Source organism: Lentzea sp. NBRC 105346 (assembly GCF_030269605.1).
GTDB lineage: Bacteria > Actinomycetota > Actinomycetes > Mycobacteriales > Pseudonocardiaceae > Lentzea.
In genome coordinates, this window is record NZ_BSTQ01000006.1 from 313,554 (window position 1) to 326,475 (window position 12,922).

The following is a 12,922-nucleotide window of genomic DNA, read 5'->3' on the forward strand; positions in this document are numbered from 1 at the left end:
CGTGAAGGCGTGTGGTTCAAGTCCCTGCTGGGGGTTCTGCTCGGGACGGTGACGCCGTTCTGCATCGTGCGCGGCGCGAGAACCCTGACCGAGATCGAGCTTCGCCGGATCGCCCGCTTCGGCGAGCGCGTGGAGATCGAACCGCTGACACCACAACGATGCCTGCGTTACGCGTCCGTCCGCTGGATGGTCGGCGCGTTGGGAGCCGGCGTCGTGGTGATGCTCGCGCTCAGCCTCGCCGTGGCGATCTCGATGGTGACCGCGTGGCTGTTCAACGGCGACTGGGGAATGATCGAGAACGACGACGGCGTGGATCTCACGTTGCTGCTGATCGCCGCCGTGCCCGGACTGCCGTTGTTCTTCGGCACCGTCTCGGCCATCCCGGCAGTATCCGCATTGGACCACTGGCTCGCACGAAGGATCCTGGGGCCCAGCGAGGAAGTGCTGATGCGCCGCAAGGTCGACGAGGTCGTGGAGGCGATCAACGACGAACGCAGGCGCATCGAACGCGACCTGCACGACGGCGTGCAGCAGCGGCTCGTCACCGTCGGCATGCTGATCGGCCGTGCCCGGCGCACCGAGCAACCGCGAGAACTCCTCGAACAAGCCCACCGAGCGGCGCAAGAGGCCATCGCGGACCTGCGTGAGGTGGCCGTCCGCGTGTACCCGACAGCGCTCGACGACCAAGGCCTCGAAGCGGCCCTCGAGTTGCTCGCCGAACGCGCCGACGTCCCGATCACGCTCGCCTACGACCTGACCGAACGGCCGGGCCGCACGCTGGAGACCGTGATCTACTTCGTGGTGTCGGAGGCCGTGACCAACGCGGTGAAGCACGCCGAGCCCACGAAAGTCGACGTAACCGTCACCAGAAGGCAGGACCACCACCTTGTTGTCCGGGTAAAGGACGACGGTAAGGGCGGCGCCGACCCCGGCGGCAGCGGGCTCAAGGGGCTGAAGAAGCGGGTGGCGACCGTCGGGGGAGAGCTCGTCGTACGCGACACAGGAGGAACCGTGGTGGAGGCGACGTTGCCGTGCGCGTGATTCTCGCCGAGGACTCGGCTCTGCTGCGCGAAGGCCTGGTCCGCCTGCTCGCCGAGGAGGGCCACGAGATCGTCGCCGCCGTCGGCACGGCGCCTGAACTCCTGAAAGCCATCCACAACGAAACAGACATCGTCGTCACCGACGTTCGCATGCCGCCGGGCAACACCGACGACGGCTTGCGGGCCGCGCTCGAGATCCGGCAGCGGGGCATCCCGGTCCTCGTGCTGTCGCAGTACGTCGAGAACCGCTACGCCCAGGACCTGATGGCGCACGAGGGCGGTGTCGGGTACCTGCTCAAGGACCGCGTCGCGCAGGTCGACGAGTTCCTCGACGCGCTCGAGCGGGTGGCCCGCGGCGGCGCGGCGTTCGACCCCGAGGTGGTGCGCCGACTGCTCAAGGCCAGCCCACTGGACCGCCTCACGCCACGCGAGCGGGAGGTGCTGGCGTTGATGGCGCAGGGCCTGACGAACGCACGCATCTCAGAAGAGCTGCACGTCTCGCAGAGCGGCGCCGAGAAGCACATCAACGCGATCTTCGACAAGCTCGGACTCGCCGGCTCGACCGGCGTCAGCAGGCGCGTCGCGGCCGTCGTCCGGTACCTCAGCGGGTGAACCAGTCCAGGACGAGCCCGGCGACCGCGGCCGGCCGTTCCAAATGCAGGAAGTGACCGGCACCCGACAGGATCCGCACCACGGAACCCGGCGCCAGACCGGCCTCCGTGAAGTGCGACGCACCGATGCACCCGTCGTCCGCCCCAGCCAGCAGAAGCAGCGGAACAGAAGCCGGCGCCTCAGACCGCGGAGCCAGATAAGCGAGCGAAGGATCGTGCAACGACCGGTCGAAGTTGGCCCGATAGAGCCGCAACGCGTTGCGCAGCAGCCGAGGATCGCCATAGATCGAGTGCACGAGCTCCCGGTGCACCCCAGGATCGAAGCCGGGCGACCAGGTAGCCCACAGGAGGTCGATCAGACCGCGGTCCGCGTCCAGCACGGCCTCCGCCACATCGGGCACCTGAAAGAGCCACACGTAGAAGAACCGTTGCAGCTGCACCGGATCCTGAAACACCAACGACAGCGCCGCGGGAGGCGGCACCGCCATCGTGACGCCGTGCCGCAGGCGTTCTGGCCACGCCGCCGCGACGCGCGCCACCATCCCGGCGCCGATGTCGTGCCCGATCATGTCCACACCGTCCGGTGACAACGCCGCAGCGACCGCGGCGGCGTCGGCAGCGAGCGTGAGGCCGTCGGCGTAGGCCATTTCGTCGGCCGTCGCAGGATGATGCCCACGAAGGAAAGGCGCTACAACGCGTCGGCCCGCCGCCACCAGGTGGGTGGCGAGCGGGCCGAAGGTGGCCGGGTGGTCCGGGAAACCGTGCCAGCACACGACCGGTGGACCCTCACCCGCGGCGAGCGCGGGAAAGTCGAGCCGATCGGTCCTGACGACGATCTCCTCGAACCTCATCCGTCAAATATGCCGCATCCAGGCGTACTGGAGTGCCACCTCCCACTTCGAAACCGCGCGGTCCAGGAACATCAGGCTGTCCATCCGGCAGTTGCACGCGTTGGTCTCCCGCGTGTTCTGCGGGTACGAACCACCGATCTTGATGCCCAACGGGTCCGTCGCCGACGCCAGATCCGGCTCGGGATCGCCCGCGAGCGCCCACGGGTCACCGGGCACCGCGTAGTACCCCTCGACGGGTTTCCCGTTGCGGTACAAGCCGATCTCGCCGGTGTCGAAGTTGAACGTCGCCGAAAGGAACACCCATTCATTAGCAGGCAACAACGTCTGCCAGTCCGCGTTTGCCGTGAAGTACTGCGAGGGGGCGCCATCGACCCGGCGTCCCAGCGCGACCAGGGACATCTTTCCGTTGACCTGCATGAGTTCCAGCAACCCGCGCACCGCGTGCCCGTTGGAATCACCGGACAGCACCCCGGCCAGCCCGATGGCGCTGTAGAAGTCGTCCGGGTTGGCGGAGTTGGAGTTCGGCGCCGGGTTCTGGCCCGTCATCTTGAACCAGCCCATGACCGACATCTCGCGCGCGCCGTTGAACGCGTGCAGCGTCGGCACACCGGGCACCGGCGCCCAGACACCGGCCTTCCAGTCGTCGTTGCCGGCGACGGTCGGGTTGACCTGCTTGAGCTGCAACGCTCGGTGCGACGACCGGAACGCGCCGTCGCGCACCCGCATGTCGGCACCGCCATTGATCAACTTCAAGGACGTTCCCGAACGCCCGCGATCACGTTCCAAAGAAGCATCCCCGGCGACCGGGTGCTCGAAGTCGTAGTACGACACCAGGTTGCGCGCCAGCGACGGCAGCACCACCGGCACGCCCGAAGCGGACGCCGGCGGTGCCAGCGAGACGCCCAGAACCGCAACGACACCAACGAAAAGCGATCTCATTGGCCCTCCCCGACGACCCGCAGGTCGCGCAGCCTGCCGATGTTGTCGAACGAGCCGAAGCCGACCCGCCCGGAGCTGAAAGTGGTGTCCACCGCAGTCATCAGAGGAGCGGACGAACCGTCCATGTAGACCGCGATCTCACCTGTGGCGGCACAATGCTTGACCCGCACGTCGTGCCACGCCGCGTCCGTCACGGCGGGCAGCGCACCAACGGAACGCGGCTCGTCCCACTGATCGTCCAGGCGTTTTCGATCCGCGTTGTTGACCACGAAGATCCCGTTGTGCGGGTAGATCTTGTTGTCGGACGACAGATGCACGTAGTAGAACTCCGTGTCCGACCGGTACCCGAACACGATGATCACGTCCCGGTTGCTGATCTCGACGGGCGTGTCCAGGCGCACGGAGGCGTCGATCCGGACGGAACCGAACGCCGGTCCCTTCTGCAGCACCGCGTACTCGTAGGGCCGCCGCGGTCCAGGACGTTCCGCACCCTCACGAGCAAGCACGACCTCACGGCCGGGGAACTCCCACAGCGACGGCGTCACCGGCTGCCAGTCCGCGGCACGGGTGGCGCCACCGACCCGCGTGTGCCAGGTGGAGCAGGAAGCGAACGTCCGCGTGCCGACGACCTTCCAGATCTTGCCGTTGGCCTTGGCCAGGATGTACAGCTCACCGCGCGCGTCCTGCCCGAACCGCATGTCCACGCGGTCCTTGCCGACGAGCTGCTGCATCGTGACGCGCTTGCCGCTCTTGTCGTACAACATCAACGAATGCGTCGTGGCCATCGGGGCGCCCGCGCGCATTTCGCGTTCGTTGGCGTACATGACCAGGCCCTTGACGCCCTCGCCGTAGACGTACTTCCCGTGTAGCGCCGGGATCTTCCACCCGCGGTACACGAACCCGCCCATCAGCGCGTTTCCGCTGTCGCTGCACGGCTTGGACGTTGGCAGCCGGTTGTGGTCGAACCCCGCGACGGGGTAGGTGTAGCCGTTCTTCGCGTCATCAGGAGGCAGCGGGTACACGCGGCACGACGGGTCGCCGCGGTGGAACGCGAACTGCCCTTCCCGTTCGCTCCACCCGAAGTTCGCGCCGGGCTTCACCTCGTAGATTGACTCGATGGCCTTCTCGCCGATGTGCCCCAGGAACAACTTGTGCCGGCCGCCGGTGTCCCAGCTGAACCGATACGGGTCGCGCATGCCGACCGCGTAGATCTCGCCCAGCACACCGGGTTTCCCGACGAACGGGTTGTCGCGAGGGATGCCGTAACGACCGTTAGAGCCATTAACTCCGCGGGGATCGATTCGCAGGATCTTGCCCTGCGGCACGGCGAGGTCCTGCGGCACGTTCGACACGTACCCGATGCCGCCGTCGCCGGTCGCGATGTACAACAGGCCGTAGTCGTCGTCCCAGAAGCGGGCGTTCGGGTTGAACCCGATCTGCTGGAACCCGTGCAGGAACATCACGAACCCGACCCGCAGCAGCTCACGATGCGTGCCGCTGAACGTCGTCGCGTGCGGGTCGGAAGCCGTCCACTCGGTGATCACGCCGTGCACCTGCGCGTCGGCGGGTGAGGGCAGGTCGGGTTTCTTCGTCGTGAGGGCGCTGCCGGTCTCCGTGTGGACCGTGTAGAACTTGCCGTTGCGCCTGAACTGCGGGTCGAACGCGACGAACCCGAACCCGCTGCCCAACCCCTTGTGGTTGTGGAAGTCCGGCCCGACGACGGCGCCCAGGTCCAGGTACACGCTCGGAACGCCGTGCTCGACGACGTAGAGCTTGCCGTTCATGTCCGGGACGAACAGCCGGCCGGATCCGTCCGGGATCTCGCCGAGGAAGTTGATCCGGTTCCACTGTTTCAACCGCGAGTCCGTCGGCGGCGGCACCGGCGTGGACTGCGGGATCTGCGCCACTTCCTCGATCACCAGTCCCAGACCGGATGCGGTCGGAGTGGGCATCGGGTCGGCGACCGGGTCGTCCGCCCTGGCTCCGGGAGTGAGCACGGCGGCTGTCACAACTATTGCTAAGGCACCTGAGAGCAGGCGTCTGGACATCCCCACCACCTCGTGGGCTCATATCGGGAAAGCGCTTTCCGGCGGCGGAGAAGGGACTCTACCTGCCGAAGACCCTCCTGGCCACCATCGCCGAAGCGACGGCAGCCAGAAGGGTCAATAGCGTCACGCCAGCCGATACGGCCGCAGAGGGTGTGGGTGGTGGTAAATCGCGCAGGTCATCCGACGCGCGTCTTGATCGCCTTCAGGAATGCGGCCCAGGCGGGCGCGGTGACGGGGATGTGGCCGGCGGCGGTGTGCTTGCTGTCCCGGATACCTACACCGACACCGACCTCGACGCAGTCGCTAGCGTTTGCGCTGTAGCTGCTCTTGCGCCAGATGCCCATGCCTACCTCAAGTCACGAGTTGGGTGATCAACCCCCTTGATTGTTCCTCATCCAACGCTGTCCGTTCGAGTGACTTCACGACCATCTCGTAGCCCTTGACCGAGTCGGCTGCCTCGATGGCGAGGCTCGAGTTCTCGCTCTCCAGGAACACGACCGGCTCGTATTTCTCGAACTTCATCATGTTGAACGGCCCCGCGAGACCCGCGTGCGCACCGACCGATGTCGGCACGATGCGCAGCGAGATGTACGACCACGCCGACATCCGGAGCAAGTGGTACAGCTGTTCGGACAGCACCGCCTTGCCGCCGATCGGCACATGGAGCACCTGTTCGTGCATGTAGAAGGTCGCTTGCAGGTCGCCCTTCCGGAACACCTCCTGACGCGCGAGTCGTGCGGCGACCCGCTCCTCCATCTGCCTCGACGGCGCGGTGGCGGAGGAGGCGATGACGGCCCGCATGTAGTCCGGGATCTGCAACAGGCCATGCACCAGACAGAGCTGCCAGCTGATCAGCTGGATCGCTTTGCGCTCGTGCTCGACCAGCGTGCGAGGCCTGATCGGATGGGACTGGCCGTGTGGCTGGTACCAGTCCTTGCGGTTGGTCTCGCGGAAGAGCGTCAGTAGGTGGTCGCGCTCGGCCGGCGGCACGCGCAGCATGCCCAACAGCACGCCGAGCTCGACCTCGGTGGAGCCGCCCTTTCCGTTGATCAGATCGGAAAGTTTGGCGTGGTCCCATCCAATGAGCTCCGCCGCGCCGCGGCCGCTGAGCCCGGCGGAGGCGAGAGCGGCGCGCACACCGTCGCCGAACTCTCGCCCCCGCACTGTGGAAACTCGCTTTGGCATGGTTGGGAAAGTAGATCCCAGTTCGCCGTGCGCGCTATCGTTTGGGCCGAAGTCAACCCGAAAAGGCGTTGTGGTGGAAGGCTTCCACCTATCGCACGCAGGTGTCAGGGTCCTTTGTGGGCGGTGTCTTGACGTACTCCCGCACGGCCGCGGGATCGACCGCCAGGCCGGGGGTCATCGGGTCCCCGACGCCGACGGGGATGACGCCCGACGCGACCTGTTGCTTGATCTGCTTGGCGAACGCGAGGACGTCCCAGCCGTCGTCGACCTTGACGCTCGGGTTGATCGCCTTGACGATGTCGCCGAGCTTGTCCGGCTGCTGCGCCAGCTTCGCGACGACGGACCCGAGGAACGCCTGCTGCCGTGCGACGCGGTCGAGGTCGCCGTTCTCGAGGCCGTGCCGCTGGCGCAGGAACGCGAGCGCCTGGTCGCCCGCCAACCTGACGCGCCCGGCGGGGAAGTCCGCCCCGGAGAACGTGTCCTTGGCCGCCGCCTTGAGGCAGACGTCGACGCCGCCCAGCACGTCCGCGACCTTGCCGAACGCCGACATCTTCACCGACGCCCAGTGGTCGATCTTCGTGCCGGTGAGCTGCTCGACCGTCTTCACGAGGCTCTTCGCGCCGGCGACGTCGGGATCCTCGCCCTTCGGGTCGAGGTAGGCCTCGGTGTAGGCCTCGTTGATGCGCTCGCGCCGGAAGCCGGGGATGTCCACGACGCTGTCGCGCGGGATCGACACCGAGCCGAGCGCGCCGTTGGCGTCGACGTGCACGAGCACGATGGCGTCGGTGTGGAAGTAGTCGTCGAGCCCCATCAGCAACACCGTCTGCGGCTGTGCCGGGGGCGCCGTGGCGACGTTGATCGACGGCTCCGTGCGCGGCACGAGAACCGTGACCGCGACGGCGACGGCCGCGGCGGTGAGTCCGGCGCCCGCGATGAGCCCGAACGGCTTGCGGCGCCTCTTCTTCTGCAACTCGGCCATGACCGTGCGCGGGTCGACGCGCTCGTCGGCCTCGGCGGCGATGGCTTCGCGGATCAGGTCGGTCATCGCAGTGCCTCCTCTGCGAACGGCTGGGTGGCGCGGAGCGTGCTCAACGCGCGGGAGATGTGACTGCGCACGGTCCCCTCCGTGCAGCCGAGGATCTCGGCGATCTCGGCGTCCGTGCTGTCCTCGTAGAACCGCAACACGAGCGCCGCCCGTTGCTGCCGGGGCAGCATGGCGATCCTTTTCCGCATCGCGTCGCGTTCCGCGTGCTGCGTGGCGTGGTCCTGGATGGCCGGCCCGATCTCGGCGAGCTTCGCGTGCTCGGTGGCGAGGTCCCTGGCGGCCTTGCGGTGGCGCCACGAGAGGTACTCGTTGGTGACCATGCGCTTGACGTACAGGTACGGCGCGGTCATGGCGTTGATGCGGTCCCACCTGCGCTGCGCCTTGATCAGCACGTTCTGCACGATGTCCTGCGCCAGGTGTTTGTCGCAGGTCATCGCGGTGGCGTACCGCAGCAGCCGATCGAGCCGATCGGCGACGAACTGCTCGTACCCTTCCGGCACGACTTCCCCTTTCTCCGGGTGTCGGAGGGGGAAACCCTCACCGCATCTTCCCCTGTTGACCGCTGTGGCCCAGGTCACGTGTGAACTTTCGGCCAGGGCGCGACCTGAAATCGTCAGCATCCCCACTTTGCTGGATGCGAAAGGAACAGCCCGCGTGGTCGCAGATCTCAGCTCGTCGGTGCTCCGGTCCTCGGACCGGCCGGCGCTGATCGACGGGCTCACCGGTGAGGTGCTCACCCATCGCGAACTGGAGGCGCGCAGCCGCCGGTACGCGCTGGCGTTGCTGCGGACCACGCGACCCGGTGACGTGCTGGCGCTGGCCGCCCGCAACGAGCCCGCGTGGGCCGTCGCCTTCCACGGCGCACTCCGTGCGGGCCTCGCGGTCACGCCGGTGAACCCGATGCTGACCGCGGCCGAGGTGTCCGCTCAGGTGCGCGCCACGAACGCAAGCGTGGTCGTGACGGCTGCTTCGCTGGGCGATCTGCCCGGCTCGGACGTCGGCACGCTTCCTTCTGTCGACCCGGACGCCGTGGCGGTCATGCCCACCACCAGCGGCACGACCGGCTGCGCGAAGGTCGCGCTGCTGACGCACCGCAACATCGTGGCGAACATCGCCCAGCACCAGCAGATCAGCCCGGTGACCGAGCAGGACGTGTTCTGCGCGGCGATCCCGTTCTGCCACATGTACGGCCAGACCTTGGTGCTGGGTGCCGCACTGGCGGCCGGCGCCACCGTGGTCACGATGCCGCGCTTCGACCCGGAGGCCTATCTCGACCTGCTGCACCGCTATCGGGTCACCCGGTTGCACATCGCCCCACCGGTGCTGGCCACGCTGGCCACCGCTGGGCCGCTGCCCGCGTTGCGCGGGGTGTTGTGCGGCGGGGCTCCGGCGGATCTCGCGCTGCTGGCGGCGGCGGAACAGCGGCTGGGCTGCCCGATCCGGCAGGGCTACGGCATGACGGAGGCGAGCCCCGGTACGCATCTCGCTGACGAAGCCACCCCGCCGGGTTCGATCGGGCGGCCCGTGCCCGGCACGCGCTGCCGGGTCGTGGATCCGGTGTCCGGCTCCGACGTGCCGCCGGGCACGCCGGGGGAGCTGTGGGTGTCCGGTCCGCAGGTGATGCGCGGCTATGTCGGTGAGGAGCCCGTCGGTGAGTGGCTGCGCACCGGGGACCTGGTGCGCGTGGACGCCGACGGCTGCTACTGGGTCGTCGACCGGCTCAAGGACCTCATCAAGTACAAGGGTTACCAGGTCGTGCCGGGGGAGCTGGAGTCGTTGCTGCGCAGGCATCCCGCGGTCGTGAACGCGGGTGTGGTCGGGGTGGCCGACCCGGTCGCGGGCGAGCTGCCCCATGCCTTCGTGGTGCGGCGTGGGGACGTCACCGCCGAGGAGCTGCTGAACTGGGTGGCGGCCGAGGTGGCGCCGTACAAGCGCATCCGCTCGGCCGAGTTCGTCGACTCACTGCCGGTGACCCCGGCAGGCAAGCTCGCCCGCCGGGAGCTGCGGGCGTGGGTGACGCCTCGCCGGAACTCTCGGCCTGAGAACACGGAGATCACGTGAACCTTGAGTCCTATCTGGACTACATCGCCGCCTTCAACGCCCAGGACTGGAAGCGGTTGACCGGCCAGTACTACGCGCCGGACGTCGAGATCGTCTTCCCGATCGTCACGCTGTCCGGACGGGACGAGGCGCTGGCCTGGTTCGTCGCCGCGCACGAGGCGTTGTTCGAAACCATTGTCCCGCAACGGATCGCGATCGACGGCCACACCATCACCGTGGATCTCACCGTGCACTTCGTCGCGCTCGGCCCCACCGACTACCTTCCGATCCCGGAACGCGGGGAGGCCGGGGATGCCGTCACGGTACCGATGCGCGCCCACTACACCGTTGATGAGGACGACCAGATAGTCGCCCTCACCGTCGAGTTCACCTCCCCTCCCCAACAGACCCAGATCACGCCCTGAAGGGCACCCTCACGACGTCTGGTGTCCTGAGGGTGCCCCTCACGACGTCTGGTGTCCTGAGGGTGCCCCTCACGACACCAGGGAGTTATCCACAGGCTGCCGGAACAGGCCACGCCGCGCTGGGGACACGCTCCACGATCGGAGCTATGAGACGAAGCAAATGGGCTGGTCAGGACGAACTCCTCCGGAAGCGCAGCTGTCGAGGTGTCATCAGGGTGGCAACGCTCGAAGACATGGGCGTTCCGAGCCGGACGTCGTACCGGCGGTGCTTGCCTGGTGGGCCCTGGCGACGGCTGCTTCCGGGCGTGGTGCTCCTGCAGAACGCACCGCCCACTGCGGAGCAACTCGTCCAAGCCGCACTCGTGTACGGGGGACGGCGTGCCATCATCACCGGACGTGAGGCGTGCCGCCGCCACGGGATGCGGGATGTCACCGACGACCAGAAGATCCACGTGCTGGTGCCACACGAACAGCGACTTCGCAGTGAGGGGTTTCTCGTAGTCGAGCGCACCAGACGACTCCCGCTGCCGGTCCTTCGAGACGGAGTCCCGCTCGCACCCGTGGCCAGAGCGGTCCTAGACAGCTGTCGCACCACAAAGGACGAGGATCTGATCCTGCGACTGCTCGTTCAGGCCATCCAGTGGAAGAACTGCACTCCGGAACTCCTGTCCACTGAGTTGGAACGCGGAAGCACCCGAGGAACGGCGTTGCCGAGGCGCCTGCTGACGGACGCCGTCCTCGTGCGCTCGGTGGCCGAGAAGGACGCGTTGGACATCACGCGGCAGGCGGGCGTGCCCACCGATCACTGGAACAAGCGGCTGTTCACGCTGGACGGCCAGTACGTGGGAACACCAGACGCGTGGTGGGACGACGTCGGACTGGCGTGGGAGATCGACTCGACGAGCTTTCACTACGACCGGGAAGGCTACGAACGCACGCTTGATCGGAACGCGAGATACGCGGCGGCCGGTGTGCTAGTCCTGCAGACCCTACCGTCGCGCCTGCGCACCGATCGTGCCGCTGTCATTCGGGAGTTGCTGAGCGCCCACCGCGCCGCATCAGCCACTCCACGCCCTCCGGTCGTCCTCATGTCGTGAATGAAGTGCCGTGAAGGGCACCCTCAGGACACCAGACGCCCTGAGGGTGCCCTTCAGGACACAACCTAGAGACCCGACCCGATGGCCGTGAACGCGCGGACCTCCATCTCGGCCGCCTTGCGGTTGTTCCCCTCGGGCTTGCTGAAGATCGTGCCGAGGAACCCGCACAGGAACGAGAACGGGATGGAGATCAGGCCGGGGTTGCCGAGCGGGAACCAGTCGAAGTCCGCGGTCGGGATCAGCGACTTGGGCGTCCCGGACACGACCGGCGAGAAGATGATCAGCACCAGGCACGACACCAGGCCGCCGTAGATCGACCACAGCGTCCCGACCGTGTTGAACCGGCGCCAGAAGATCGAGTACAGGATCGTCGACAGGTTCGCCGAGGCCGCCAGGGCCAGGGCGAGTGACACGAGGAACGCGACGTTCTGGCCGTTGGCCGCGATGCCGCCGATGATCGACAGGAATCCGACCACGATCGCGGTGATGCGCGCGACCCGGACCTCCTTGCGCGGGTCGGCGTTGCCGCGCTTCAGAACGCTGGCGTACACGTCGTGCGCGAACGACGCCGAGGCGGCGAGCGTCAGGCCCGCGACGACCGCGAGGATCGTGGCGAACGCGACCGCGGACACGACACCGAGCAGGACCGCGCCGCCGACGTGGAACGCGAGCAGCGGCGCCGCCGAATTCTCACCGCCGGGCGCCTTGGCGATGACATCGGAACCGACTAGCGCCATCGCGCCGAAGCCGATCACCAGCGTGCACAGGTAGAAGGTGACCATCGTCCAGGTCGCCCACACGACGGAACGGCGCGCCTCGGAGGCGTTCGGCACGGTGTAGAAGCGCATCAGCACGTGCGGCAGCGACGCGATGCCCAGCACCAGCGACAGGGCCAGCGACACGAAGTCCAGCTTGGACACGAACGACTTGCCGTACTGGGCGCCGGGGTTGAGCACGGCCTCGCCGAGCTTGTTGTGCTCGGCCGCGTTCTCCATGATCGCGGACAGGCTGAAGCCGAACTTGCCGAGCAGGAAGACGCTCATCAGGGTCACGCACAGCAGGAGCAGCACGGCCTTGATGATCTGCACCCAGGTCGTGCCCTTCATGCCGCCGACGAGCACGTAGAAGACCATGACCGCGCCGACGACGGCGATCAGCAGTGCCTGGCCGACCTTGGACTCGACGTTGAGCAGCAGCGCGATCAGGCCGCCGGCTCCCGCCATCTGGGCGATCATGTAAAAGAATGAGATCACCAGCGTCGCGTTCGCGGCGGCGGCGCGGACCGGGCGCTGCTTCATCCGGTACGCCAGCACGTCGCCGACGGTGAAGCGGCCGGTGTTGCGCAGGCGTTCGGCGATCAGCAGCAGGCCGACCAGCCACGCCACGACCCAGCCGACGGAGTAGAGGAAGCCGTCGTAGCCGTGGGCCGCGATGCCGCCCGAGATGCCCAGGAACGACGCGGCGGACAGGAAGTCGCCGGACAGCGCGACGCCGTTCTGCACGCCGTTGAAGCTGCTGCCCGCGGCGTAGTAGTCCGAAGCGGTGACGTTGCGGCTGCTCGCCCGGTAGACGATGTACAGCGTGATCAGGACGAACACCGCGAAGACGCTGAGGTTCAGCGCCGGGTTGCCGGTCTGCACG

The 12,922-nt window shown here is 67.5% G+C and carries 13 protein-coding genes; 5 read left to right on the forward strand and 8 right to left on the reverse strand.

The window, feature by feature from the left end:
* Positions 1 to 9 precede the first annotated feature (9 nt).
* Positions 10 to 1,041 (forward strand): sensor histidine kinase, encoded by a 1,032-nt coding sequence (locus tag QSK35_RS15850; protein ID WP_285746708.1) that lies wholly within the window; start codon positions 10 to 12, stop codon positions 1,039 to 1,041.
* A complete protein-coding gene (locus QSK35_RS15855) occupies positions 1,032 to 1,652 on the forward strand; it encodes a response regulator transcription factor (RefSeq protein WP_285746710.1) in 621 nt (206 codons plus the stop codon). Before QSK35_RS15850 ends, QSK35_RS15855 begins: the two co-directional genes overlap by 10 nt.
* Here the strand turns inward: QSK35_RS15855 and QSK35_RS15860 are convergent.
* The 7 genes from QSK35_RS15860 to QSK35_RS15890 form a co-directional block, all read right to left on the reverse strand.
* Positions 1,642 to 2,502 (reverse strand): alpha/beta fold hydrolase, encoded by an 861-nt coding sequence (locus QSK35_RS15860; protein ID WP_285746712.1) that lies wholly within the window; start codon positions 2,500 to 2,502, stop codon positions 1,642 to 1,644. The two genes, QSK35_RS15855 and QSK35_RS15860, sit on opposite strands and share 11 nt — an antisense overlap.
* Positions 2,503 to 2,505: 3 nt before the next feature.
* Positions 2,506 to 3,441, reverse strand: a complete 936-nt coding sequence (locus tag QSK35_RS15865; protein ID WP_285746714.1) for a LamG-like jellyroll fold domain-containing protein — start codon at positions 3,439 to 3,441, stop codon at positions 2,506 to 2,508.
* Complete coding sequence (locus QSK35_RS15870; protein WP_285746716.1) at positions 3,438 to 5,489, reverse strand: PQQ-dependent sugar dehydrogenase; 2,052 nt, start codon at positions 5,487 to 5,489, stop codon at positions 3,438 to 3,440. The genes QSK35_RS15865 and QSK35_RS15870 overlap by 4 nt, the downstream gene beginning before the upstream one ends.
* Before the next feature lie 176 nt (positions 5,490 to 5,665).
* Positions 5,666 to 5,833: a DUF397 domain-containing protein gene (locus QSK35_RS15875; protein ID WP_285746717.1), complete on the reverse strand. Its 168-nt coding sequence runs from the start codon at positions 5,831 to 5,833 to the stop codon at positions 5,666 to 5,668.
* Positions 5,834 to 5,840: 7 nt separating this feature from the next.
* Positions 5,841 to 6,674 carry a helix-turn-helix domain-containing protein gene (locus tag QSK35_RS15880; protein ID WP_285746719.1) on the reverse strand — a complete coding sequence of 278 codons (834 nt, stop codon included), beginning with the start codon at positions 6,672 to 6,674 and terminating at the stop codon, positions 5,841 to 5,843.
* 88 nt (positions 6,675 to 6,762) lie between these two features.
* Positions 6,763 to 7,719 carry an LCP family protein gene (locus tag QSK35_RS15885; protein WP_285746720.1) on the reverse strand — a complete coding sequence of 319 codons (957 nt, stop codon included), beginning with the start codon at positions 7,717 to 7,719 and terminating at the stop codon, positions 6,763 to 6,765.
* Entirely contained in the window at positions 7,716 to 8,219 is a 504-nt protein-coding gene (locus QSK35_RS15890) for a SigE family RNA polymerase sigma factor (protein ID WP_285746722.1), read from the reverse strand. The genes QSK35_RS15885 and QSK35_RS15890 overlap by 4 nt, the downstream gene beginning before the upstream one ends.
* Positions 8,220 to 8,373: 154 nt before the next feature.
* On the opposite strand from QSK35_RS15890, the gene QSK35_RS15895 reads away from it, so the two are divergent.
* From QSK35_RS15895 to QSK35_RS15905, 3 genes are all read left to right on the forward strand, one after another.
* Entirely contained in the window at positions 8,374 to 9,780 is a 1,407-nt protein-coding gene (locus QSK35_RS15895; protein ID WP_285746724.1) for an AMP-binding protein, read from the forward strand.
* Positions 9,777 to 10,184: a nuclear transport factor 2 family protein gene (locus QSK35_RS15900; RefSeq protein WP_285746726.1), complete on the forward strand. Its 408-nt coding sequence runs from the start codon at positions 9,777 to 9,779 to the stop codon at positions 10,182 to 10,184. Before QSK35_RS15895 ends, QSK35_RS15900 begins: the two co-directional genes overlap by 4 nt.
* A gap of 215 nt (positions 10,185 to 10,399) precedes the next feature.
* Positions 10,400 to 11,281: a hypothetical protein gene (locus tag QSK35_RS15905; protein ID WP_285746728.1), complete on the forward strand. Its 882-nt coding sequence runs from the start codon at positions 10,400 to 10,402 to the stop codon at positions 11,279 to 11,281.
* Between the two features lie 65 nt (positions 11,282 to 11,346).
* Here the strand turns inward: QSK35_RS15905 and QSK35_RS15910 are convergent, their stop codons facing one another.
* Positions 11,347 to 12,921, reverse strand: a complete 1,575-nt coding sequence (locus QSK35_RS15910; RefSeq protein WP_285746730.1) for a monocarboxylic acid transporter — start codon at positions 12,919 to 12,921, stop codon at positions 11,347 to 11,349.
* Position 12,922: the final 1 nt, after the last annotated feature.